Source organism: Pararhodobacter zhoushanensis, from assembly GCF_025949695.1.
GTDB lineage: Bacteria > Pseudomonadota > Alphaproteobacteria > Rhodobacterales > Rhodobacteraceae > Pararhodobacter > Pararhodobacter zhoushanensis_A.
The window spans coordinates 569,266-594,544 of sequence record NZ_JAPDFL010000001.1 but is presented as its reverse complement, the minus strand read 5'-3'; the positions used below and the strand labels follow the sequence as shown (position 1 = coordinate 594,544).

Below are 25,279 nucleotides of genomic sequence, written 5' to 3'. Positions count from 1 at the left end.
CATTTGGCGGTGAACCTGCCCCGGTCTGGGCAGACAACGCGGCTGTGGATTGTTATAGTTTCCGCCGTACCGCGACGAAAGCCCCGGCAGAGGGTGGAGCGGTCAGAGCAGTGGAAACCGGGCAATGAAGACGCAGGCAAGGTCACGGTGCCCTAAGGGTGCGCAGGCATGATCGACATTGGCAACAGTTTAGCACTGCTGGCACTGCTGGGCTGGCCGGTTGTTGGCGTGCTGATGTTCCGCCTGTTGCCGCCCGAGCGCGCGCTGATCTGGTCGATCCTGGCCGCCTATATGTTCCTGCCGCAGCTCAGCTCGATCAACCTGCCGGTCGTGCCGCCAATGAACAAGGAATCCATCCCCAACCTGACCGCCTTTCTGTGCTGTCTGGGCCTTTGGGGCCGCATGCCGCATCTGGTGCCCGAGGGGTGGCCGGGACGCATTCTGCTGGCCATGTTCATCGTCAGCCCGGCCTTCTCGGTCGTGACCAATCTGGACGCGGTGCAGTTCGGCGTCGATACCTTCGGCACGATGCGGCTGGTCGATCCCAATGCGCTGGCGCTCTGGGGGCTGCCGGGGCTCAGGATTTATGACTCGGCCTCGGCGCTGGTGCAGCAGATGTTCCTGATGCTACCGTTCTTTCTGGCGCGCGAGTTGCTGCGCACCGAAGAGGCGATCCGCGAGATCCTGTTGGCGCTGGTCATCGCCGGGCTGATCTACGCGCTGCCGATGCTGTACGAGGTGCGCTTTTCCCCACAGCTGCACATCCGGTTCTACGGGTTCTTCCAGCATGATTTCTCGCAGGCGGTCCGCAACGGTGGCTTCCGCCCCTTCGTCTTCATGCCGCACGGGCTGTGGGTTGCCTTCTTTGCGTTCATGGTCGCCCTCGCCGCTTCGGCCCGCGCGCGTGAGGCAACGCGACAGGTGGCGGGTCGGCGCATGGTGATGGTGGCTTTCGGCGTCGGGCTGGTGGTGATCTGCAAATCCATGGGCGCGCTGATGTTCACGCTGATCTTCTTGCCCATCGTCCTGGTGTTGCGCCCCCGCGCGCATCTGGCCATCGCCGCGATCATCGTCACGCTGGTCATCGCCTACCCGCTCTTGCGCGGCAGCGGGCTGGTTCCGGCGCAGGCCATCGTCGACCGCGTCGCCGCAATCAGCGAGGAACGCGCGGAATCCCTCAACTACCGCTTCACCAACGAAGACCGCATTATCGAACATGTCGCCGACAAACCGCTGTTCGGATGGGGCGGCTGGGGCCGGTTCATGGTCTATGATCCCGCCACGGGCGAGTCACTCACCATCGTTGACGGCATGTGGATCATTACCATCGGGCAATATGGCTGGCTGGGCTATATCGCCATGTTCGGGCTGCTGGCGCTTCCGGTCCTCTCGCTCTGGTGGGAAGGCCGCAAACCCGAAGCGCCGCCAATCCCCTTCGCCGCCTCGGCGCTGGCCTTGATGCTGGCGGTCAATCTGATCGATCTGCTGCCCAACGCCACCCTGATCCCCTTCACCTGGCTGATCGCCGGGTCGCTGCTGGGCTATGCCGAGGCCTTGCGCACCACCAACCGCGCGACCCGGACCGCGCGGATGCGCAACGCCCATGCCGGGCTTGTGCTGGGCACCACCGTCGCACCGGACCGGGCGCCTGACAAACCCCGGACCCTGATGTGACCCCCCGCCACCTTTCAGCCTGAAATCCGGTCCAGTATCGCCCTAAAGAAACGATTGTTTCCCATCATTATAGAAGTGTTGCGCAGGTAAAATATGTCCACCGGGATCAGTGAAACCGATATCGCCATTGTCGGGATGGCCGCCCACTTGCCGGGAGCAGCGACGGTTGACGCGTATTGGCACAACCTGCGTAACGGGTTGCGCGCGATCCGGCGGCTGTCGGACGATGAGCTGCTCGCTGCGGGCGAAGACCCCGCCGTGATGCGCCTGCCCAATTACGTCCCCTTCGCCGCGCCGCTGGACCGTTTCGCCGATTTCGACGCGGATTTCTTCGGCTTTTCGCCCAAGGAAGCCGCCATCCTTGACCCGCAACACCGCCAGTTCCTTGAAGTGGCGTGGGAAGCACTGGAAAACGCCGGGGCTGTGCCTGAGAGTTTCACGGGAAACATCGGCGTCTATGCCGGCTGCGGCATGGGCAGCTATTTCTATTTCAACCTCTGCTCGAACCGCGATCTGGTGCGCGATGTCGGCATGTTCCTGCTGCGCCACACCGGCAACGACAAGGACTTTCTGTCCACCCGCGTCAGTCATATCTTCGACCTGCGCGGCCCCTCGGTCAACGTACAGACCGCCTGCTCGACCTCGCTGGTCGCTTTGCATTATGCCACGCAATCCCTGCTGAACGGTGAATGCGACCTGGCACTGGCGGGCGGCGTGACCATCGAACTGCCGCAGGGTCGCGGGTATCTGTACAAGGAAAGCGAGATCCTCTCGCCCGATGGCGAGTGCCACGCCTTCGATCACCGCGCGCAGGGCACGGTTTTCGGCTCGGGCGCGGGCTGCGTGGTCTTGAAGCGGCTGGCCGATGCCGTGGCGGACGGGGATCACATCTGGGCCGTGGTCAAAGGTTCTGCCATCAACAACGACGGCGCGCAAAAGGCAGGCTATCTGGCCCCCTCGGTCGAAGGTCAGGCGCGCTGCATCGCCGAGGCGCAGGCCGTCGCCGACACCCCCGCCGAGACCATCGACTATATTGAATGCCACGGCACCGGCACCTATCTGGGCGACCCGATCGAGGTTGCGGCGATGACCGAGGCCTTCCGCGAAACCACCGAGGCCACGCAGTTCTGCCGCATCGGCTCGGTCAAGACCAACATCGGGCATCTGGACACTGCCGCCGGGGTTGCCAGCCTGATCAAGGTCGCGCTCTCGCTGCACCACCGCGAGATGCCGCCGTCGCTGGGCTTTGAGGCCCCCAACCCGACCATCGAGTTTGAAACCTCGCCCTTCGCCGTCAACGCCGCCCTGACGTCTTGGGAACAGCGCGACCACCCGCGCCGCGCGGGCGTCAACTCGCTGGGCGTTGGTGGCACCAATGCCCATGCGATCCTGCAAGAAGCGCCCGAACGCGAAGCCAGCGGCGGCAGTGACTGGCCCTTCCAGCTGTTCACCCTCTCGGCCCGCTCGAAAACCACGCTCGACGCGCAGGCGCAAAACCTCGCCGCGCATCTGCGCGCCAATCCCGCTCTGGATCTGGCCGACACCGCCTGGACGCTGCACACAGGCCGCCGCGCCTTTGACAAGCGCCGCGTCGTCGTCGCCGAAACGGCGCTTGAGGCCGCCGAGTTGCTGGAAACCGACAACCCGCGCCGCGTCTTCAGCCACACCGCGCTCGACAACCCCGATGTGGTCTTCTTGTTCCCCGGCGGTGGCGCGCAATACGCTGGCATGGCCCGCGATCTCTATGAAACCGAGCCGGTCTTCGCCGAATGGATGGACCGCGGCCTTGATCTGCTGCAACCGCGCCTGGACTATGACCTGCGCGCGCTCTGGCTGCCCGAACCGGGGTCGCAGGATGCGGCCAACGAGACGCTCAAGCGCCCGTCTGTCCAGCTGCCGCTGATCATGATCACCGAATACGCGCTGGCGCAGATGCTGATGAGCTGGGGCGTGCAGCCTGCCGCGCTGGTCGGTCATTCCATGGGCGAAAACACCGCCGCCTGTCTGGCCGGTGTGCTCAGCTTCGAGGATTGCATCGGTCTGGTGCATCTGCGCGGCACGCTGTTCGATACGGTGCCTGCGGGCGGGATGTTGTCGGTGCCGCTCTCGGTCGACGCGCTGACGCCCTACCTCGGCGATCTCGACATCGCCTCGGTCAACGCGCCCGAGCTGACCGTGGTCAGCGGGCCGGATGCAGCACTTGATGACCTCGCCCAGCGCCTTGCCGCCGATGGCCATGACACCCAGCGCATCGCCATCGACATCGCCGCGCACAGCCGGATGCTGGAACCGATCCTTGCCCGCTTCCGCGCCTATCTCGCCTCGATCCCGCTGCACGCGCCGAGCCTGCCGATCATCTCCAACCGCACCGGTCAGCCGCTGACGGTTGAGCAGGCGACCAGCCCCGACTACTGGACCCAGCACCTGCGCGGCACGGTGATGTTCGCCGACTGTGTCTCTAACCTTGCCGAAAAGCCCAATCGCATCTGGATCGAGGTGGGGCCGGGAAAGGCGCTGTCCTCGCTCACCCGCATGCACGGCGCGGTGCCCGGCCAGCAGGTTCTGGCCATCCTGCGGCATCCCGATGAGGACATCGCCGACGACGCCTACCACATGGGCCTGTTGGGCCGGATCTGGGCACTGGGCGGCACGTTCGACTGGGCGCAGATCTGGGGCGAGGCGAGGCGCGTGAAGTTGCCGCTGCCCGGCTACCCCTTCGACCGCCGCGAATATTTCATCGCCCCCGCCACAGCCAGCATCGAAACCGCCACCGCGCTGCCCGCTCGTATCGAAGACATCGCCGACATGGGCACGCGGCTGGCCTGGGTCGCGCGCTCGGCCGAGATCGACTTTGATGTCGACAGCGAACTCCATGAGGCGCCGCAGGAAACCTGGCTCATCTTCGCGGATCAGGACGGCATCGCCGCCCCCGTGATCACAAAGCTCCGCGCCGCCGGGCAAAAGGTGATCGAGGTGCACGCGGGCGACAGCTTCCGCCGCCGCACCGACAGCGCCTATACCCTGCCGTCCGAGCGCGGGCGCGAAGGTTACGACCAACTCCTGCAAGATCTGGTGCATCGCGGCACTCTCCCCACCCGTATCGCGCATTTCTGGCTGGCCAGCGGTGAGGAACGCTTCCGCCCCGGCTCGTCCGCGTTTCAGGCGCATGTCGAGCAGGGGTTTTATTCGCTGCTGTTCCTCGGCCAGACCATCGCGGCTGAGGGGCTGACCGGCCCGATCCACACAACTGTGATCACATCCGGCGCCGCGCAGGTGAAAGACGAAGCGCTGCGCTGGCCGGAAAAGGCGCTGATCGCCGGTCCCGCCCGCGTCATGCCGCATGAAATGCCGGGAATGACCGTCTCGACGCTCGACATCGACCCGCGCGCGCGCAAACGCGGCGGGCACCCTGACCTGACCGATCCGCTGCTGGAAGAGCTGTTCACGCCGCCCGCCAACACCATCGCCGCCCTGCGTGGCACCAAGCGCTTCGAGCAACGTCTGCGCGCGCAGCCCTTGCCTGAAGCGCCTGCGCTGCCGCAGGGCGCGGCGTGGCTGATCACCGGCGGCTTTGGCGGTATCGGGCAATCGGTGGCCGAGGCGCTGATCCGGACCTCGGGCGCGAAGATCGCGCTGATCGCCCGCACCGCCCTGCCGCCGCGCGCCGACTGGCCTGCGCTCAAAGAGCAGGGCAGCCCCTTGATGCGCCGGATTCTGCAGGTGGAGAGACTGGAATCGCTGGGGGCCGAGGTGCTCACCCTCGCCGCCGATGTCTGCAACATCGACGAGATGCGCGCCGCAATCGACGCCACCAAGTCCCGTTTCGGCCCGCTCTACGGCGTCATCCACGCCGCCGGGGCCATCGACGACGCGCCGCTGGCCGCCAAGACCGTCGGCAGCGTGGAAAGCGTCTTCGCCCCCAAGGTCCACGGCACCCGCGTGCTGGACGCCCTGCTGCCCGATGGCGCGGTTGAGCGGATCGTGGTGTTCTCCTCAACCTCGACCCTGACCGCCCCGGCGGGGCAGGTCGATTACGTCGCCGCCAACGAATACCTGAATGCGTGGGCCAAGGCCCGCAGTGGCAAGACCAAGGTCACCGCCATCGACTGGGGCATCTGGGCCGAGGTCGGTATGGCGGCCGACGCCATGGCGACGCGGCTGGGGCAGGGCCCGGCGATGCCTGACACGCCCACTGCCGTGCCTCTGCTGGATACGGCGGGCTTCGACGCCGCCATGAACCGCGTGTTCAAGGCGCGCTACACCACCGATATGTGGTTGCTGGACGAACACCGCACCAAGGATGGCCATGCGCTGGTGCCCGGCACCGGGTTGCTGGAGATCGCCGTGCAATCGCTGCACGGGCAGGGCGAGGGCGAACCCTTCGAGATCGCCGATCTGACCTTCTTCCGCGCGCTCGATGTGGATCAGCCGCGCGACATTCAGGTCACGCTGGCGCGCTCGGACGCCGGGTATGACTTCGCCCTGCGCTCGGATGTAACCCTGCGCGGGCGCAAGGGTTTCGTGCTGAACGCGCAGGCGCGCATCACCATGGGCCCCATCGCGCAACCCGAGCCCCTGGACGTGCCCGCGCTGATCGCCCGCTGCCAGACCGGCATCACCGAGGACACGAAGGGCATCGCCACCGGCCAGGAGGCCCACCTCAATTTCGGCCCCCGCTGGCGCGTGTTGCAGCGCATGGCCTATGGCACGGGCGAGGGCGTCGCCCATCTGGCCTTGCCGCCCGCCTTCCATGCGGATCTCACGCAGGGCTACGTCCTGCACCCCGCGCTGATGGATCTGGCAACCGGCTGGGCGATGGATCTGATCCCCGGCTACCTCGGCCGCGCGCTCTGGGTGCCGGTCAGCTATGGCAGCGTCACCGTTTTCCATGCCCTGCCCGCGCAGGTCATCAGCCACGTCCGCATCGCGCCCGCAGAACCGGGTTTCGCCAGTTTCGACATCACGCTCGCCATGCCCGACGGCACCATCTGCGCGCAGATCAAGCGCTTCACGATCAAGCGACTTGAGGGCGGCTTTGGCACGCCCGCGCCGCTGTTGCCGTCGGAAGTCGCATTCAGCGACGCCCCCGGTGAGGGCCGCGCGCTGAACGCGGGCGAAGAACGCCTCGCCCGCAATCTGGCGCAGGGGCTGACCGCGGCTGAGGGGGCCGAGGGCTTCCTGCGCGCCTTGGCGGTGGTCCGGGCACAGGTGGTGATTTCGTCTCTGACACTGCCGGAATTGATCGCTGAATCCGCGCAACCGCTGGAAACCGCCGCCAGCGACGGCCAGAAATTCGAGCGTCCCGATCTGGACAGCGCCTATATCGCCCCGCGCAATGACGTCGAGCGGATGCTGGTTGCCATGTGGGAGGAATTGCTGGGCGTTGAGGGCGTCGGCATTCAGGACAGCTTCTTCGACCTTGGCGGCCACTCGCTGATCGCCGTGCGCCTGTTCGCGCGGGTGAAAAAGACGTGGTCGGTGGATTTCCCCATCTCGGTGCTGTTCGAGGCCCCGACGGTTGAAAAAATCGCCGCCCGCGTGGCCGAAATCGCCGGGATCTCGGACAGTGGCGACGCGCCGGCGGTCGCCACCCCGGTGCGGCGCTATGAGTTCCTCGTGCCGATGCATGAGGGCGAGGGCGGGCCGAAAACCCCGTTCTTCCTGGTTGCCGGTATGTTCGGCAACGTCCTGAACCTGCGCCATCTGGCGCAACTGCTGGGCACGGATCGCCCGTTCTATGGCTTGCAAGCGCGGGGTCTTCTGGGTGGGGCCGAGCCGCATGCCCGTCTGGATGACGCCGCGCGGGATTATCTGGCCGAGGTCCGGCAAGTGCAGCCGCAGGGGCCCTATCTGCTCGGTGGCTTCTCGGGCGGTGGCCTGACCGCGCTGGAAATGGCCAAGCAGTTGCGCGCTGCCGGGGAAGAGGTGCGCCTGCTCACGCTGCTCGACACGCCCTTGCCGATGCGCCCCGGCCTGAGCCGCGCCGACAAGGCGATGATCAAGCTGACCGAACTCGCCCGCAAAGGCCCGGCTTACCTTGGCGAATGGAGGGCCGAGCGTAAGGCGTGGCAAGCGGAACTTGCCCGCATGGCCGAAGAGGCGCAGGGCGAGGCGGACAGCGGTTTCCACAACCGCGCGATCGAAGCTGCCTTCCGCGACGCGCTGCCGCATGTTTCCCTTGACCACTACGACGCCCCCGTCGCCCTGTTCCGCCCGGCGCTGGACAAGCACTGGAAGGTCACCGGCGGCCGCTGGGTCAGTCAGGCCAAGGAATACGTGTCCGAGGATAACGACTGGTCTGCGTGGATGCCGCAACTGGGCGTGCATGAGGTGCCGGGCGACCATGACAGCATGGTGCTGGAACCCAATGTGCGGGTGATGGCGGCGAAGCTGAAAGCCCTGATCTCAAAGGCCGAAGCATGAGCAGCGTGTTGTGCATCATCCTGAACTGGCGCACCGCCGAGATGACGGCGCGCGCGGTTGAGGCGGCAATCACCGCGATGCAGGGAATCGAGGGTTCGATCACCGTGGTCGATAACGACAGCCAGGACGGCAGCTATGAGGCGCTCAGCGCCGCCGGTTGGCCCGGCGTGCGCGTGCTGCAAGCGGGGCGCAACGGCGGGTTTGGTGCAGGCAATAACCACGGCATCCGCGCCGGTCTGCCGGACGGGTCCGCGCCCGATTACGTCTATATCCTGAACTCGGACGCCTTTCCCGCGCCTGATGCGATCCGCGTGCTGGTGGATCACCTCGATACCCACCCGCAGGTCGGCTTTGCAGGCAGCCATATCCACGGGCCAGACGGCGCGCCGCATACCACCGCCTTCCGCTTCCCCTCGATCGCCAGCGAATTTGAAGGGGCGGCAAAGACCGGTCCGATCTCGAAGCTGCTGAAAAGCGCCATCGTTGCCCCGGCCCTGCCCAGCACGACCACCCTTGTCGATTGGGTCGCCGGGGCCAGCGTGCTGATGCGGCGCGAGATGCTGGATCAGATCGGCCTGTTTGATGAGACGTTCTTTTTGTATTTCGAGGAAACCGACCTCTTCCTGCGCGGCGCGCGGGCCGGGTGGCGGGCGGTGTATGTGGTGGAAAGCCGGGTGATGCACATCGGCTCGGTCAGCACGGGCATGAAGGAATGGGCGCGCGTGCCGCGCTATTGGTTTGCCTCGCGCCGACATTATTTTGAAAAGAACCACGGGCGGCTCTATGCGCTGGCCGCGACGGCGGCGCATGTTGCGGGGCTGGGGATTTATGGCCTGCGTGTGGTCTTGCAACGCAAACCGCGCCAGACACCGCCACACTTTCTCCGCGATCTTTTGCGACATAGCCTCTGAGTACGCAGACCCCCAGGAGAGTAAGATGACCCCGTTTTCATGTGTGTTGGTTGGCAATGAATCCCTGCTGATTCAAGGCGCAAAGCTTCTGCTGGGTCGCGGACACTCCCTCACCACCATCGCCAGCCGCAATGCCGAGGTGATCGCCTGGGCAACGGCGGCGGGCGTCCCCGTGGTCGCGCCGGGCAAGGGGATCGAGGGGCGGGTGACAGCCCCATTCGACTGGCTGCTGTCGATTGCCAACCTCTCGCTGCTGCCCGACGCGCTGCTGGCCCGCGCGGCAAAGGGCGCGGTCAATTTCCACGACGGACCGCTGCCACGCTACGCCGGTCTGAACGCGCCGGTCTGGGCCTTGCTGAACGGCGAGGCGCAGCACGGCATCACCTGGCACCTGATCGAGGGGGGCGTCGATGAGGGCGCCATCGTCGAGCAGGCGCTGTTCGAGATCACGCCCGAGGATACCGCTTTTTCCCTGAACGCCCGCTGCTATGGCGCGGCGATCGAGAGTTTCCCGGCGGTGATCACCGCGCTGGAACAGGGCGTGCCGAACCGGCGCGCGCAGGATCTGAGCCAGCGCACGCTGACGCTGCGCGATGACCGGCCCGCAATGGCCGCGCGGCTCGATTTTACCCGCCCGGCGGCTGAGATTGTGCGCACGGTCCGCGCGCTGGATCACGCAGGCTACTGGAACCCGCTGGCGCTGCCGAAAGTTGAAACCGCGCGCGGGGTCTATGCAGTCGGGCAGGCTGAGATTGCGGCGGGGCAGGGTGCTGCGGGCACGGTTCTTGAGGCTGGCGACACCCTGACCGTCGCCTGCGCCGATGGCGCGGTGCGGCTGAGCGGGATCACCTGTCTGGGCGGTCTGCCGGTGCAAGACATTGCCAGCGTCGGGGAAATCCTGCGCGCGCCAGAACCAGCGCTGACCGACGCGATGGCGCGCGTGACCGCAGGCGAGGCGCATTGGCGCAAAGCCTTGACCGGCTTCACCGCCGCCGAGCTGGCCGCCAAACCGGGCGGGCAGGGGATCGCCACCCGCGTCGTGACCGGCGTTTCCGCCCCCCGCGCCGCTGCGATCCTGTCGGCCTATGCGCCGAGCGGCTGGGCGTTCACCAGCGCTGAAACCAAATCCGCGCACAATGCAGCGCCACGCTATATCGCCGCCTGGGTGCCGCTGATGCCGCTGGGCGACAGCCTCTCGGCGCTGGAAACCACCATTGCCGCGACCCTCGAAACCGCCGCAAAGCATCCCTCTTACGCCCGCGACCTGATCGGGCGTGACCCGGCATTGATGCCCATCCCCATCCCCGCGCTGGGTCTGTCCACCGCAGGCGAGCGGATTGACGGCACCGCCCTGTGCATCGTTCAGGGATCAGAGGGCATGATACTCTCGGCGGACCTGTCGCTGGTGGATGAAGCCACGCTCGACCTTTGCGCCGGGCGCATCGCGCATCTGGCTAGCGCTGACACCGCAACGCCCCTTGCCACGCTGGACCTGATCAGCGCCCCCGAACGCGCGATCCTGAACCAGCTGAACGCCACCGCCCGCCCCTTCGACAACCAGACCATCGCCCAGCTGTTCGAGGCGCAGGTCGCCAGAACCCCCGGTGCCACGGCGCTGGTGTTCGAGGGGCAAAGCCTGACCTACGCCCAGCTGAACGCCAAGGCGAACCGCGTCGCGCATGTGCTGCAAGCCATGGGCATCGCGCCCGACACGCCCGTTGCGCTCTGCGCCCGCCGCTCGCCCGATCTGCTGATCGGCGCGCTGGGTATTCTGAAGGCGGGCGGGGCCTATGTGCCGATGGACCCGTCCTATCCCGCCGACCGGCTGAAACACTTCCTGACAGACAGTGCAGCGCCGGTGATCGTCACCCAATCCGGGCTGATCGACACGCTGCCCGACCACGCCGCACAACTGCTGGTGCTGGACACCGACACGCGGCTGGCGGCGGCCAGCGAACAGAACCCCGCCACCGGGGCGGCCCCGGAAAACCTCGCCTATCTGATCTACACCTCGGGCTCGACCGGCTTGCCCAAGGGCGTCATGGTCGAACACCGCAACGTCGCCAATTTCTTCGCCGGGATGGACGACCGCATCCAGCAGGGTCCGGCGGGGGTGTGGCTGGCCGTAACCTCGCTCAGCTTCGATATTTCGGTGCTGGAGCTGTTCTGGACGCTGGCGCGCGGGTTCAAGCTGGTGCTGACCTCGGACGAGGACCGCATGATGGTCTCGGGCGGGTCGCTGCCGGTGTCTGACCAGAAAATGGACTTCAGCCTGTTCTACTGGGGCAATGACGACGGCCCCGGTCCGCAGAAATACGAACTGCTGCTGGAAGGCGCGAAATTCGCCGACACCCACGGGTTCCGCGCGATCTGGACGCCGGAACGCCACTTCCACGCCTTCGGTGGGCCCTACCCGAACCCCGCTGTGACTGGCGCAGCCGTCGCGGCGGTAACCAAGAATATCGACGTCAGATCAGGCTCTTGCGTTGCTCCACTGCACCATCCGCTCAGGATCGCCGAGGAATGGGCGGTCATCGACAACTTGACCAACGGCCGCGCCGGGGTAGCGATGGCCAGTGGCTGGCATCCGGTGGATTTTGTGCTGCGGCCGGAAAATTCGGTCCCCCACAACAAGGCCGCGATGTTCGACACCATCGAGACCGTGCGCAAACTCTGGCGCGGCGAAGCGGTCGAGTTTGACCACAATGGCGAGACGCGCAGCGTGCAATCCCTGCCGCGCCCGGTGTCCAAGGAACTGCCGCTCTGGCTGACCATCGCTGGCAACCCCGATACCTGGCGTGAAGCCGGCGAGATTGGCGCGCATGTGCTGACCCACTTGCTGGGCCAGTCGATTGATGAGGTCGCGGGCAAGATCAAGATCTACCACGCCGCGCTGCGCAAGGCTGGGCATGATCCCAAGGACTTCACCGTCACGCTGATGCTGCACACCTATGTCGCCCGCACCCGCGACGTCGCGCGCGAAACGGCGCGCGGGCCGATGAAAAGCTACCTGCTGTCCGCCGCCGGGCTGGTCAAGCAATACGCCTGGGCCTTCCCGGCGTTCAAGAAACCGCAGGGCGTGACGAACCCGATGCAGATTGACCTCGACAGCCTCAGTCAGGATGAGGTCGACGGTATTCTGGACTATGCCTTCAACCGCTATTTCGAGGATTCCGGCCTGTTTGGCACGGTGGACGACTGCCTGCGCCGGGTTGAGCAGCTGAAAGCCATCGGCATCGCCGAGATCGGCTGCCTGATCGACTATGGCATCCCCACCGCGCAGGTGCTCGAAGGGCTTTATCCACTGGCCGAAGTGCTGCGGCGCTCGAATGCACCCGCGGAACTGGACGCCGGTGACTTCTCGCTCGCCGCACAGATCCAGCGCCACAAGGTCACGCATCTGCAATGCACGCCGTCCATGGCGCGCATGCTCGCCGGCAATGATGAGGCCCGCGCGGCGCTGTCGCACGTGAAACATATGATGGTCGGGGGTGAGGCCCTGCCGGGCGCGCTGGCGTCTGAGCTGGCGCAGATCACCGGTGCGCCAGTGCAGAACATGTATGGCCCGACCGAGACGACGATCTGGTCCACCACCGCGCGCAGCACCGGCGGTGACGGCGTTGTCGGCATCGGCACGCCCATCGCCAACACCACGCTGCATGTGCTGGACGAGGCGCAGCGCCCGGTTCCGCTGGGGGCTGAGGGTGAGCTGTGGATCGGCGGCGCGGGGGTCACGCGCGGCTATTGGCAACGTGCGGAACTGACGGCGGAACGCTTTGTCACCATCGGCGGCGAGAGGCTCTATCGCACCGGCGATCTGGTGCGGCTGCGGGCTGACGGGGCGGTGGATTTCTTGGGCCGGGCCGATCATCAGGTCAAGATCCGTGGCTATCGGATCGAGCTGGGCGAGGTTGAAACCCTGCTCGACGCACAATCTGGTGTCACGCAAAGCGTTGTTATCGCGCGCGAAGATGTGCCGGGCGACGTGCGTCTGGTCGGCTATGTGCTGGGCCACGCCGACACGGGCGCGCTGAAAGCCACGCTGGCCGCGCAATTGCCCGCGCATATGGTGCCGTCACAGATCCTTAGGCTGGACAGCTTCCCACTGACGCCCAACAAGAAGATCGACCGCAAGGCGCTGCCCGCGCCGGGCGTGGTGCGCCCCGCCGTGATCGCCGCGCCGGTCGCCGCCAATGCAGGCGACACCCAAGCGCGGATTGCGGCGATCTGGACCCACGTTCTGGGCGTGACTGAAGTCAAACCGGGCGACAATTTCTTCCAACTGGGCGGCCATTCTCTGTTGGCCGTGCAAGCGCACCGTGAGATCCGCGAGGCGCTGGCACTCCCCGGTCTGTCCATCACCGATGTGTTCCGCTTTCCGGTCCTTTCGGCGCTGGCCACCCATATCGACGCCAAGCTGAAACCCGTCAGCGCCACCCCGCCCCCGCAGCCCCGGTCGAGGCTGAAGCAGCGCGCGGCAGGCTTGACGCGATGTCCAGGCGCCGCGCGATGCGGGCGGAGCGCTTGAGTAAACTCGGATGACCCTGCCGACGCATAGCGCCATCCGCCGTCAGCTCGAAAAGCTGGCGGCGGATGTCTTTGCACCAGAGATCGCACTGGGCATTGCTTCGGCGGGCGATATTTCGGTGATGCCGGAAGAAGAAGCAACCCTCGCGCGGATGGTCCCTGCGCGCCGTCGCGAATTCGCTGCCGGGCGCACAGCGGCCCGCCGCGCCCTTGGTCAATCCGTCGCCATCCCCATGGGCCCCGACCGCGCGCCGGTCTGGCCTGCGGGCGTCGCGGGGTCGATAACCCATACGCAGGGCTGGGCGCTGGCGGTGGTCGGCAAGGGCATGATCGGTATTGATCTGGAAGAGGATGAACCGCTTCCCACCGAGGTTTTCGGCACCGTCCTGCTGCCGAAAGAACGCGCCGCGCTGGGGGCCGACACCCGCCGCGCCAAGCTGATCTTTAGTGCCAAGGAATGCGTCTATAAGGCGCAATATCCTGTTACAAAAGAGCTTTTTGGGTTCGAGGTGATCAGCATCACGCTGGGCGACACCACCTTTCACGCCGAATTCCAGCGCAATGTCGGCCCGTTCGAGCGCGGCCATATCCTGTCCGGGCGCTATGCCATCGGTGGTGGATTCATCCTGACCGGGATTGCATGAACCGCGCGGCAGCATCGCCCGCCCATCGACCCGTCGCCAGACAGGCCGTCAACAGGTAGCCGCCGGTCGGCGCTTCCCAATCCAGCATCTCGCCCGCCGCGAACACGCCGGGCCACTGGCGCAGCATCAGGTCATCCGTCAGCGCGGCGCGCGCGATCCCTCCGGCGGTCGAGATCGCCTCATCCATCGGGCGGGGACCGGTCAGCGGCACCGGCAGCGCCTTGAGCAGCGCAGCGCGCGCGGGCGCCTCAGCCGGGAAGGGGCGTGCACATTCCAGCGCCAGCGCCAGAGACGCGCCCGACAGACCCAGTTTTTTCAAGGTGGTCACCAGTGTCTCACCCTTGGGCCGCGCCGCGATCTTCTCGGCCAAAGCCGCGCCATCCCGGTCCGGGAAAAGATCAAGGAACAGCGCCGCCCCCTCACGCAGCGCCCGGCTGACGGCGTAAATCCCGCCACCCTCGATCCCCCGCGCCGAGATTACCGCCTCACCGCGCACCCGCTGGGTGCCGGCAATGAGCGCGATGCTTTTCAGCGGCTGGCCGAACTGTTTGGCCATATGCGGCGACCAGTTTACCAGAAAGCCCATATTCGCCGGTTGAAACGGCGCCAGCGCGATGCCCTTCCCGGCCAGCGCCGAGGACCACGCCCCATCCGACCCCAACCGCGCCCAGCTGGCCCCGCCCATAGCCAGCACGGTGACCTTGGGCAGCACCTGCTGCACCCCCTCGGGCGTGGCAAACGACGTCCCGCCCACCCAGCGCCACCGCGTCCGCAGGTCCAGCCCGCGCGCCGACAGATCCCCCAGCCACGCACGCAACAGCGGTGAGGCTTTCATCGCCTTGGGAAACACGCGGCCTGATGAGCCGGTGAAGACTTCCTGCCCCAGTCCGCGCGCCCAGTCCTGCACCTGGTCAGGCCCAAAGACAGCAAGCATCGGGCGCAGCCAGTCTTCAGCCTCGGCATAGACGGACAGAAAACGCTCAGCCGTTTCCGCTTTCGAGAGGTTCAGGCCGGACTTTCCCGCCATCAGCAGCTTGCGCCCCGGCGAAGGCTTGGCCTCGGCCAGCAGTACCGAGAACCCGGCGGCGAGCAGCCGGTCAGCGGCCATCAGCCCGGCGGGACCGGCGCCGATGACCAGCGCGTCAGGCGTCATATTTGCGCCAGATCGCCGCGTCGCCCATGCCCGCGATCATCTTGGTATGCGCGGCCAGCTCGTCTTCGGTCAGGCGCGACGGCAGCGGCACCGGGCGCGGCCGCGCGCGCCAGTCGGTATCCACCGGCCCGCTGGAGCGGCTGTTCTGCGTGTTTAGCGCCAGACCCGTCTGCCGCCCGCCCAGCAGTTCCAGATAGACCTCGGCCAGAATCTCGCTGTCCAGCAACGCGCCGTGCAGCGTCCGGTTCGAGTTGTCGATGCCAAAGCGGCGGCACAGCGCATCAAGGGACGCCGACGCCCCCGGAAACTTGCGCCGCGCGATCGCCAGCGTGTCGACCACCGGGTTTTCCAGCTTGGGCTTGCCGATCCATTCCAGCTCGGTGTTCAGGAATTTCATGTCGAACGCGGCGTTATGGATCACCAGCTTGGCCCCGGCGACGAAATCCACAAACGCCTGTGCCACCTGCGCAAATTTCGGCTGCGGACGCAGGAAATCATCCCCCAGCCCGTGCACCGCGAAGGCCTCGGCCGGCATGCCGCGTTCGGGGTTGATGTATTGGTGGTAGGTGTTGCCGGTCGGCATGTGGTTGATCAGCTCGACGCAGCCGATCTCGACCAGACGGTGGCCCTCGGACGGCTCAAAGCCGGTGGTTTCGGTGTCCAGAACGATCTCACGCATCGGGCAGTTTTCCTGTCAGCTTGGCCACCAAGTCGACCACATCGGCGCGGGTTTGTTCAAGGGTCAGCGTTTCGATCACATGATCCGCACGGGCGCGTTTCTCGGCGTCGGGCATCTGTTTTGACAGGATTGTCTGAAAATGCGCCTCGGTCATGCCGGGGCGGGCAAGCACGCGGGCGCGCTGCACCTCGGCGGGGGCCGAAACGACAAGGGTGACGTCGACACCCCGGTCGCCACCGGTTTCAAACAGCAGCGGGACATCGACGACGACCAAGGGTTTGTCGCTGTTTTCGCGGATGAAATCGGCGCGCGACTGGCCGACGAGCGGATGCACGACGCTTTCGATCTGCGTCAACGCTGTGGCATCCGCCGCGATCCACGCGCGCAGCGCGGCGCGGTCGATCGCGCCATCCTTCACCGCGGCCGGATGCAGCGCGCCAATGGGCGCGACGGCAGCGCCGCCTTGCTCATAAAGCGCATGGACGGCGGCATCGGCGTCCCAGACCGGCACACTGGCGTCGCGGAAGAACCCGGTCGTGGTGGATTTTCCCATCCCGATCGAGCCGGTCAGGCCAAGAACAAGGCTCATGCCAACACCGCCTTGCGCAGATCGGCGTCCACCTGCGGCGTCACGCCAAACCACCGCTCGAACCCCGGCGCGGCCTGATGCAGCAGCATGCCAAGCCCGTCGACACTGGCATTCCCGCGGGCGCGGGCGGCGGCCAGAAGCGGCGTTTCCAAAGGCGCGTAGACCAGATCGTTAACGATGGCATCGCGGGGCAGGGCACTGAGATCCAGATCGAGCGCCGGGTTGCCCTGCATGCCCATCGAGGTGCTGTTCACCAACGTATCGCAGCCGTCGAGCATGGCGGCGCGGTCGGCCCATGGGACAACGATGACGCCAGCGCCAAACTCTTGCGCCAGCGCCTCGGCGCGGGACTGGGTGCGGTTGGTGAGCAGGATTTCTGCCGCGCCCAGATCCTGAAGGGCCGCGATCACCGCGCGGCTGGCACCCCCGGCCCCGATCAACGCGACGCGGCGCGGGGCCCAGCTGGGGTGCGCCTCAAGGATGTTCTGGGCGAAACCGTAGGCGTCGGTGTTGTCGGCCTCGATACCATTTTCGGTAAACGTCAGCGTATTCGCCGCGCCGATCCGGCGGGCCAAAGGGGTGATATGGTCCGACAGTGCGAGCGCGCTGTGCTTGTGGGGCAGGGTGACGTTGACGCCGGTGAACCCCATCTTTGGCAGCACTTCCAGAGACTTGGCGAAATCTTCGCCCCTGATGTGCAGCGGGACGTAATGCCCGGTGATGCCATAACGCTGCAACCAATACCCATGCAACCGTGGTGAACGGCTGTGGGCGATGGGGTCGCCGATGACCCCGGCAAGGCGCAGCGTGGGTTTCATCCGGGGATCTCTTTGCGTTGGGTAAGAATGGCGAGCAGTTCCAGCAGCGGCAGGCCCTGAATGGCGAAGAGGTCGCCGTCGATCTTGCTGAACAGCCGGATGCCCGGCCCTTCGATCTGGTAACAGCCGACACAATGGCGGATCTCGTCCCAATTGGCGGCAATATAGCTGTCAAGGAAGGCGTCAGAGACGTCTCGCATCGTCAGCCGCGGCGTGGAAACATGCCGCCAGACCGGCTGACCTTGGGCATACAGCACGGCAGCGGTGTGCAGGCGGTGCGTTCTGCCGCGCAGGGCAGTCAGCTGGCAGCGGGCGTCCTGCGGATTTAACGGTTTGTTAAAGAGTTGTCCGTCACATTCGAGCAGTTGGTCACAGCCCAGAACCAACGCCTGAGGGTCGCGAGAGGCGATGCGCAGGGCTTTATGCTCGGCCAGCGCGTCAGCGATATCGTGGGGGGTGGCACCCTCGGCGGTCAGCGACTCACGCAGACCGTCCTCGTCAATACGGGCGGGTTTGAGCTGAATCTCGACGCCCGCGTTGCGCAAAAGCGTCGCGCGGATGGCGGAAGAGGACGCAAGGGTGAGGATAGACATGGGGATAACCCTGTGCGGCGCCGTGGGGCAAAGCTGTGATCAAGGCGTGTCAGCGGCCAAATCGCCGGTTGTACCCACATTTGTCAAGCCGCGAGGGGCAGTTCTCCACACGGGATAACGCCTGTGAACAGGCTGTGAAGGATTGATGACGCCGGGGTGGCAGGGGGGACGGCGCTGGCACTTAACGCCGCAGAGTCAACGACTTGAATGGGATGTTGCAGGCAAGTTCAGTTCAGACGGGCTGTGGATTGTTTGGGGGGTAAGCACATAACTGTGGTTATCCACTGCCCCTACTACATCATCTACCCTTTAAGATTCTTTCTTTTTTAGAAGAGGGAAGAGGGTCGTAGCGCCCGAACCGGGCCGATTGACTCGGATCTGCGTTTTCCCTAAGAGGTTTGGAAAAGCGGGGCCGTCCGGTGCCCGTGTTTCCCGATTTACATTGCTGAAGAACCGATGCGTCGATGCATCGTGGAGGGCTGTCCATGTCCGAGTACCGTTTGAATCTGTCCGAACTGAAGGCACAGACGCCCGCAGAGTTGCTGTCGATGGCCGAAGAGCTGGAGATCGATAACGCCCCGTCCATGCGCAAGGGCGAGATGATGTTCTCGATCCTGAAAGAGCGGGCCGAGGATGGCTGGGAAGTCGGCGGCGATGGCGTCTTGGAGGTTCTGCAGGACGGGTTCGGTTTTCTGCGCTCGACCGAGGCGAACTATCTGCCGGGCCCCGATGACATCTACGTCTCGCCGGAAATGATCCGCCAGTTCAGCCTGCGCACTGGCGACACGGTTGAGGGCGTGATGATCGCGCCGGGTGAGAATGAGAAATACTTCGCGCTGACCAAGGTGACGCGGATCAACTTTGATGATCCCGAGCGCGCGCGCCACAAGGTGCATTTCGACAACCTGACGCCGCTTTATCCCGATGAGCGCCTGAACATGGAAATCGAGGATCCGACGATCCGCGACCGTTCGGCCCGGATCATCGATATCGTCGCCCCGCTGGGCAAGGGTCAGCGCGCGCTGATCGTCGCCCCGCCGCGTACCGGTAAGACGGTGTTGATGCAGAATATCGCGCATTCGATCGCCAGCAATCACCCGGAATGCTATCTGATCGTGCTGCTGATCGATGAGCGGCCGGAAGAAGTGACCGACATGAAGCGCTCGGTGAAGGGGGAGGTTGTGTCCTCGACCTTTGACGAGCCGGCATCGCGGCACGTTGCGGTCGCTGAAATGGTCATCGAGAAGGCCAAGCGGCTGGTTGAGCACAAGCGCGACGTGGTGATCCTGCTGGACAGCATCACCCGTCTGGGCCGTGCGTTCAACACTGTGGTGCCGTCGTCTGGCAAGGTGTTGACCGGCGGTGTGGATGCCAACGCCCTGCAGCGCCCGAAACGCTTCTTCGGTGCGGCGCGCAACATTGAAGAGGGCGGGTCGCTGACCATCATCGCGACCGCCCTGATCGATACCGGCAGCCGCATGGACGAGGTGATCTTTGAAGAATTCAAAGGCACTGGTAACAGCGAGATCGTGCTGGACCGCAAAGTGGCCGACAAGCGGGTGTTCCCGGCGATGGACATCCTGAAATCGGGCACGCGCAAAGAAGAGCTGCTGGTCGACAAGAACAACCTGCAGAAAACCTTCGTGCTGCGTCGGATCCTGAACCCGATGGGGACCACGGATGCGATCGAATTCCTGATCTCGAAACTCAAACAGACCAAGACCAACGGCGAGTTCTTCGATCTCGATGAACTCCTGATCCGTCGGGTTTTCGGAGGCTCTCATGGACACGATCGTTGCCCTGGCCACCGCGCAGGGGCGCGCGGGTGTGGCTGTTGTCCGCGTCTCAGGGCCGCGGGCCTGGGACGTCTGTGCGGCGCTGGCCGGGAGTGTTCCGCCCGAGCGTGAGGCGCGTCTGGCGCGGCTGCGCGATGCCAGCGGGGCCGAGATCGACAGCGGGCTTGTGCTGGTCTTTGAGGACGGGCGCAGCTTTACCGGTGAGCGGGTCTGCGAATTTCAGGTTCATGGCAGCGTGGCCGTGGTCTCAGCGCTTCTGCGGGCCTGTCTGGCGCTAGAAGGTGTGCGCGCGGCAACGGCGGGTGAGTTTACCAAGCGGGCGTTTCTGGCCGGCCGGCTGGATCTGACCGAGGTAGAAGCGCTGGCCGATCTGATCGACGCCGAGACCGAAGCACAGCGAAAGCAGGCGCTGGCGGTGCTGGACGGGGCGGCGGGCCGTGTTGTTGATGGCTGGCGTGAGGATTTGTTGCAAGCGCTGGCGATGCTGGAAGCGGCACTGGATTTCGCGGATGAAGAACTGCCGGATGATCTGACCGGGTTCGTCCTGGCGCCCTTGGTGCGGGTGCAGGCTGGCTTGGCGGCGCAGATCGCCGGACGCTCTGCCGCCGAAGCGGTCCGCAGCGGATTCGAGGTGGCGATCGTCGGGCAGGTGAATGCCGGAAAATCAACTCTTCTCAATGCGTTAGCAGGTCGCGATGCGGCTATTACGTCCTCGCGGGCCGGGACCACTCGGGATGTGATCGAGGTTCGCATGGAGATTGGTGGCCTTGCCGTGACGTTGATTGACACGGCCGGGTTGCGCGACGCGGATGATGAGATCGAGCAAATCGGGATTGAACGTGGACGCGCCCGCGCGGCGGCTGCGGATCTGCGGATCTTTCTGCTGAGCGAACCGGGGGAAGAGCCGGTTGGTGTTGTTGCAGGCGATATCGTCGTGCTGTCGAAGGCAGATCTCTGGGGGCTTGACGGCATCTCGGCGAAGACGGGCGCGGGTGTTGCCGTGTTGCTGGCGACGATCGAGGAATGCCTTGGGGGGCGGGCGGCGTCTTCCTCGGTCTTTACGCGCGAGCGACACTTCGGCAATCTGGCGCGTGCGGGGGACGGAATCAACGCGGCGGTTTCAGGCTTGGAGTCGGGATTGAGTTGGGACCTCGTCGGAGAAGATGTGAAGATGGCGGTTCGCGCCTTGGATGGAATCATTGGGCGCGTCGATGTAGAAGATGTGCTTGGGCAGAATCTTTTCGTCGTTCTGTATCGGCAAGTAGGGGCTCGTTTCACGTGAAACATTATGACGTGATTGTCGTCGGCGGAGGTCACGCGGGCGTTGAAGCGGCCCTGGCGGCTGCCCGGCGCGGCGCGCGCACAGCGTTGATCACGTTTCGTGTCAGCGATCTGGGCGTCATGTCGTGCAACCCAGCGATTGGCGGTATCGGCAAAGGGCATCTGGTGCGCGAGATCGACGCGCTTGGCGGGATGATGGGATTGGCGGCGGATTATGCCGGGATCCAGTATCGGCTGCTGAACCGGTCACGCGGTCCGGCCGTTCAGGGGCCCAGAGTTCAGGCCGATCGACGGCGCTACGCCGAGTTTACCCAGCGCTATGTTCAGGCGCAGCCGTCGCTGGAGGTGCTTGAAGGCGAAGTGGTCGATCTGGTCATGGAAGCCGGCCGCGTTATCGGCGTTCTTTTGGCCGACGAGAGTGTCATCAAGGCCTGCGCCGTCGTCCTGACAACCGGTACCTTCCTGCGCGGCGAGATACATATCGGGACCGAGCGTATTTCAGCGGGGCGGCGTGGGGCAAAGGCAGCTGATTTGCTTGGCACCAGACTGCGCGATGTCGCTGAAGGTGTCGGGCGATTGAAAACCGGCACGCCGGCGCGGTTGGATGGCAAAACCATCGATTGGGGCGTCGTCGGTCGGCAGGAAGGGGATGCGGATCCGGTGATGATGTCGTTCCTGAACACGCAGCCTGAGGCCAGGCAGATTGCCTGCGGCGTTACTGCGACAAACGACGTGACGCACCAGATCATCCGCGAGAACCTGCATTTGTCGGCGATGCGGTCGGGTAACATCACCGGGATCGGACCACGGTATTGTCCATCGGTTGAGGACAAAGTAACGCGTTTCGCCGATAAGGATTCGCATAACGTCTTTCTGGAGCCTGAGGGCCTGGACGACAATTCGGTCTATCCGAATGGGATTTCGACGTCGCTACCAAAAGAGGTTCAGACTAATTTTCTTCGGTCGATCAAAGGCTTGGAGTCCGTCGAGATCCTGCAGTTTGGCTACGCGATCGAATACGATTACCTCGATCCGCGCGGGCTGGACCGCGGTTTGCAGCTGAAGGCGCTTCCGGGTTTGTTTCTTGCCGGACAGATCAATGGGACAACCGGGTACGAAGAAGCGGGCGCTCAGGGTCTGCTTGCGGGCGCGAACGCCGCTGCTGTTGCCATGGACTCGGACGCGGTCACGCTCACCCGGTTCGACAGCTATATTGGCGTCATGATCGATGATCTGGTGACGCGTGGCGTGACCGAGCCGTATCGAATGTTCACCTCACGCGCCGAGTACCGATTGAGTTTGCGGGCTGACAACGCTGATCAGCGCCTGACGCCGATTGGCGCCGCTGGTGGCTTGGTGACGGAAGAGCGTCAGAACGGGTTTGAGCGCAAATGCAGCCGGATTGCCGACCTCAAAATTGAACTGTCCGCATCGGCACCACCCAAAAGCGATTACGAGCAGATTGGCATCGTGCCCCCGAGAGACGGGCAGAAACGCTCGTATCTTGAATTTGCAGGCCAGGCTTTGGGTGAGGGGCGTGATGTGAGCGCGCTGATGGCGGTCTTCCCGGACGCCCGCCGCGATGACCTTGAACAGGCAGCGCGTGAGGCGTTCTACGCGCCCTATCTGGTGCGGCAGGTGAAAGAGGCCGAGCAGCTCAAGCGCGAAGCCGGAACGCCGATTCCCGCGTGGTTCAGCTATACGGCACTGCCGTCCCTCTCCAGCGAATTGCAGAAAAAGCTGTCAGCACACCGTCCGCGAACGATTGGCGATGCCGGTGCCATTGAAGGCATGACGCCCGCCGCCCTGATCACCATCATGGCGCATCTGAAGATTGCCGAGCAGACGGAACGCAGCCTTGAAGCCTGAGGAATGGCGGGCCGTGGATGTTTCACGTGAAACACAAGTGCGGCTTGAGGCGTATGTTCAAGCCCTGTTGAAGTGGTCGCAGACCATAAATCTTGTCGCAAAGTCGACCCATAGCGACATCTGGAACCGGCACATCCTGGATTCTGCCCAACTCTTCACGCACGCACCACCAAAGTTTCGGCGCTGGTGCGACATGGGGTCGGGCGGGGGATTGCCGGGGATGGTTGTCGCTATTCTGAGCAAGGAACAAAATCCCGACGCCAGCTTTACCCTCATCGAATCCGACGCCCGAAAAGCAGCGTTTCTGGCGACGATTTCGCGCGACCTTGACCTGCCGGTCACGGTCAGGCGCGCCCGCCTTGAAGAGGCCGACCCCGCCAATGCCGATATCGTTTCCGCCCGGGCACTGGCACCGCTGCCGCTCTTGCTGTCTTACTGTCACCGCCATATGGCCGCAGGGGGGATTGCGCTGCTGCCAAAGGGACGCAACCATGCACAAGAGGTTGAAGCAGCGCAGCAATCGTGGCACTTCGACTATGTGACCCGACCAAGCCAAGCGGACCCCGACAGCACGATCCTGATTGTACGCGACCTGCGACCATTGGACATATGAACATGAAGACGATAGCCATCGCCAACCAAAAGGGCGGAGTCGCCAAGACGACGACGGCCATCAATCTCGCGGCGAGTCTCGCAGAGCTTGGAAAGCGGGTGCTTGTCGTCGATATGGATCCCCAGGGCAACGCGTCGACCGGTCTTGGCATCGGTCTGGATCAGCGTAGCCGGACAATCTATGACCTGTTGCTCGGGGATGCTGACCCGGGCTCTGTCGTGGTTCAGACCGAAACGCAGGGCGTCTACGTCATCCCTTCCACGACGGAACTGTCCTCTTCTGACGTTCAGCTCTATAACGTCAACAAACGCAGCTATCTGTTGCGCGATGGACTCGCCAGTGCGTCGCTTGCACCGTTTGCCTTCGATTACATCCTGATTGACTGCCCGCCGTCGCTGAATCTGCTCACCGTAAATGCGTTGGTCGCGTCGCATGCGGTGTTGATCCCGCTGCAGAGCGAGTTTTTTGCGCTCGAAGGCCTGTCACAGTTGATGCTCACCATCCGTGAGATCCGGCAAACGGCCAATCCCGACCTGCGCGTTGAAGGTGTTTTGCTCACCATGCACGATCAACGCAACAATCTGTCGCAACAGGTCGAACGCGACGCCCGCGATACGCTGGGCGCTTTGGTCTATGAAACCGTGATTCCGCGGAACGTCCGCCTCAGCGAAGCGCCGTCTTTTGCGGTTCCCGCTTTGACCTATGATCCACTGTCCAAAGGATCGATGGCCTACCGTGCCTTTGCGCGGGAGTTCCTGAAGAATAACCACGATCTGCGTGAGGAAGCCTGACATGACCGAACGGAAACCAGAGCGTCGCGGGTTGGGCCGTGGTCTGACCGCGCTGATGGCCGATATTGGCATCGATGCGGGGGTTAACGACCCTCTCACACCGAAGGAAGTTCAGCGGCGCAACGTCGATCTCGCTCCCTGTTGAATCAATTCGCGCAAACCCCGATCAGCCGCGCCGCAAGTTTGACGAGCGCGCGCTCAAAGAACTGTCTGATTCCATCCGTGAGAAGGGCATCGTTCAGCCGCTGGTGGTGCGTCCCGCGCCGAACCTGCCGGGGATGTATGAAATCGTCGCCGGCGAACGCCGTTGGCGCGCGGCGCAATTGGCACAACTGGCCGAAATCCCTGTTCTGATTCGTGAGTTCAACGATCAGGAAGTTCTCGAAGTCGCAATTATCGAGAACATCCAGCGCGAAGGATTGAACGCGATTGAAGAGGCCGCCAGCTATCGGCAACTGATTGACCGCTTTGGCCATACCCAGGAGCGCGTCGCCGAGGCGCTTGGCAAGAGCCGCAGCCACATCGCTAACCTGTTGAGATTGCTGAACCTTCCGCAAGATGTGCAGAACATGGTCATTGCCGGTACGATCAGCGCCGGACACGCGCGCGCCCTGGTCACTGCCGAAAACCCGATTGCGCTGGCACTGAAGGTGGCCGGTGAAGGGCTCTCGGTACGCGAAACCGAAGACCTCGCGCGCCGCATCGCCACCAACCCGCGCACCAGCACCAATTCCCCGCGTGAGAACCGACAGAAAGACGCGGACACGCGTGCGCTTGAGGAAGATCTCTCAGCCAATCTGCAGATGGGCGTGGTCATTGACCATAGGGCAGGGGGCGAGGGGCAGGTGACGATCCGGTACAAGACGCTCGATCAACTCGACCAACTCTGCCAACTTTTGTCCTCGGTGCGCTGACACG

General features: G+C 64.5%; 14 protein-coding genes and 2 pseudogenes. 11 read left to right on the top strand and 5 right to left on the bottom strand.

The window, feature by feature from the left end; genetic code table 11:
- The first annotated feature begins 168 nt into the window (after window positions 1-168).
- From OKW52_RS02980 to OKW52_RS02960, 5 genes are all read left to right on the top strand, one after another.
- Window positions 169-1,674, top strand: a complete 1,506-nt coding sequence (locus OKW52_RS02980) for an amidohydrolase family protein (protein WP_264504387.1) — start codon at window positions 169-171, stop codon at window positions 1,672-1,674.
- Between the two features lie 93 nt (window positions 1,675-1,767).
- Window positions 1,768-8,097, top strand: coding sequence for a type I polyketide synthase (locus OKW52_RS02975; protein WP_264504386.1), 6,330 nt, complete (start codon window positions 1,768-1,770; stop codon window positions 8,095-8,097).
- Entirely contained in the window at window positions 8,094-9,008 is a 915-nt protein-coding gene (locus tag OKW52_RS02970; RefSeq protein ID WP_264504385.1) for a glycosyltransferase family 2 protein, read from the top strand. The genes OKW52_RS02975 and OKW52_RS02970 overlap by 4 nt, the downstream gene beginning before the upstream one ends.
- A 25-nt stretch (window positions 9,009-9,033) precedes the next feature.
- Window positions 9,034-13,536, top strand: a complete 4,503-nt coding sequence (locus OKW52_RS02965; protein WP_264504384.1) for a MupA/Atu3671 family FMN-dependent luciferase-like monooxygenase — start codon at window positions 9,034-9,036, stop codon at window positions 13,534-13,536.
- A 10-nt stretch (window positions 13,537-13,546) separates the two neighbouring features.
- The gene (locus OKW52_RS02960; RefSeq protein ID WP_264504383.1) at window positions 13,547-14,179 is read left to right on the top strand and encodes a 4'-phosphopantetheinyl transferase family protein; all 633 of its coding nucleotides are present in this window, start codon (window positions 13,547-13,549) and stop codon (window positions 14,177-14,179) included.
- On the opposite strand, the gene OKW52_RS02955 is transcribed toward OKW52_RS02960, so the two are convergent.
- Genes OKW52_RS02955 through OKW52_RS02935 form a run of 5 tightly spaced genes read right to left on the bottom strand, consistent with a single transcriptional unit; the run spans window position 14,157 to window position 18,011 of the window.
- A complete protein-coding gene (locus OKW52_RS02955) occupies window positions 14,157-15,332 on the bottom strand; it encodes a TIGR03862 family flavoprotein (RefSeq protein WP_264504382.1) in 1,176 nt (391 codons plus the stop codon). The genes OKW52_RS02960 and OKW52_RS02955 overlap by 23 nt on opposite strands.
- Complete coding sequence (gene dnaQ, locus OKW52_RS02950; protein ID WP_264504381.1) at window positions 15,322-16,011, bottom strand: DNA polymerase III subunit epsilon; 690 nt, start codon at window positions 16,009-16,011, stop codon at window positions 15,322-15,324. The genes OKW52_RS02955 and dnaQ overlap by 11 nt, the downstream gene beginning before the upstream one ends.
- On the bottom strand, window positions 16,004-16,600 hold the full coding sequence (gene coaE, locus OKW52_RS02945) for a dephospho-CoA kinase (protein WP_264504380.1): 597 nt from the start codon (window positions 16,598-16,600) through the stop codon (window positions 16,004-16,006). The genes dnaQ and coaE overlap by 8 nt, the downstream gene beginning before the upstream one ends.
- Window positions 16,597-17,418, bottom strand: coding sequence for a shikimate dehydrogenase (locus OKW52_RS02940; RefSeq protein ID WP_264504379.1), 822 nt, complete (start codon window positions 17,416-17,418; stop codon window positions 16,597-16,599). The genes coaE and OKW52_RS02940 overlap by 4 nt, the downstream gene beginning before the upstream one ends.
- Window positions 17,415-18,011 carry a Maf family protein gene (locus OKW52_RS02935; protein ID WP_264504378.1) on the bottom strand — a complete coding sequence of 199 codons (597 nt, stop codon included), beginning with the start codon at window positions 18,009-18,011 and terminating at the stop codon, window positions 17,415-17,417. Before OKW52_RS02935 ends, OKW52_RS02940 begins: the two co-directional genes overlap by 4 nt.
- A gap of 485 nt (window positions 18,012-18,496) precedes the next feature.
- On the opposite strand from OKW52_RS02935, the pseudogene rho reads away from it, so the two are divergent.
- The 6 genes and pseudogenes from rho to OKW52_RS02905 form a co-directional block, all read left to right on the top strand.
- Window positions 18,497-19,753, top strand: a pseudogene (rho, locus tag OKW52_RS02930) (transcription termination factor Rho); the annotation flags it as partial.
- Window positions 19,754-19,793: 40 nt separating this feature from the next.
- Window positions 19,794-21,089: a tRNA uridine-5-carboxymethylaminomethyl(34) synthesis GTPase MnmE gene (mnmE, locus tag OKW52_RS02925; protein ID WP_319800448.1), complete on the top strand. Its 1,296-nt coding sequence runs from the start codon at window positions 19,794-19,796 to the stop codon at window positions 21,087-21,089.
- On the top strand, window positions 21,086-22,957 hold the full coding sequence (gene mnmG, locus OKW52_RS02920; protein ID WP_264504377.1) for a tRNA uridine-5-carboxymethylaminomethyl(34) synthesis enzyme MnmG: 1,872 nt from the start codon (window positions 21,086-21,088) through the stop codon (window positions 22,955-22,957). The genes mnmE and mnmG overlap by 4 nt, the downstream gene beginning before the upstream one ends.
- The gene (gene rsmG, locus OKW52_RS02915) at window positions 22,947-23,570 is read left to right on the top strand and encodes a 16S rRNA (guanine(527)-N(7))-methyltransferase RsmG (protein ID WP_264504376.1); all 624 of its coding nucleotides are present in this window, start codon (window positions 22,947-22,949) and stop codon (window positions 23,568-23,570) included. The genes mnmG and rsmG overlap by 11 nt, the downstream gene beginning before the upstream one ends.
- 2 nt (window positions 23,571-23,572) lie before the next feature.
- A complete protein-coding gene (locus tag OKW52_RS02910) occupies window positions 23,573-24,361 on the top strand; it encodes a ParA family protein (protein ID WP_264504375.1) in 789 nt (262 codons plus the stop codon).
- Window position 24,362: 1 nt separating this feature from the next.
- Window positions 24,363-25,275 (top strand): annotated as a pseudogene (locus tag OKW52_RS02905) (ParB/RepB/Spo0J family partition protein).
- Window positions 25,276-25,279 lie beyond the last annotated feature (4 nt).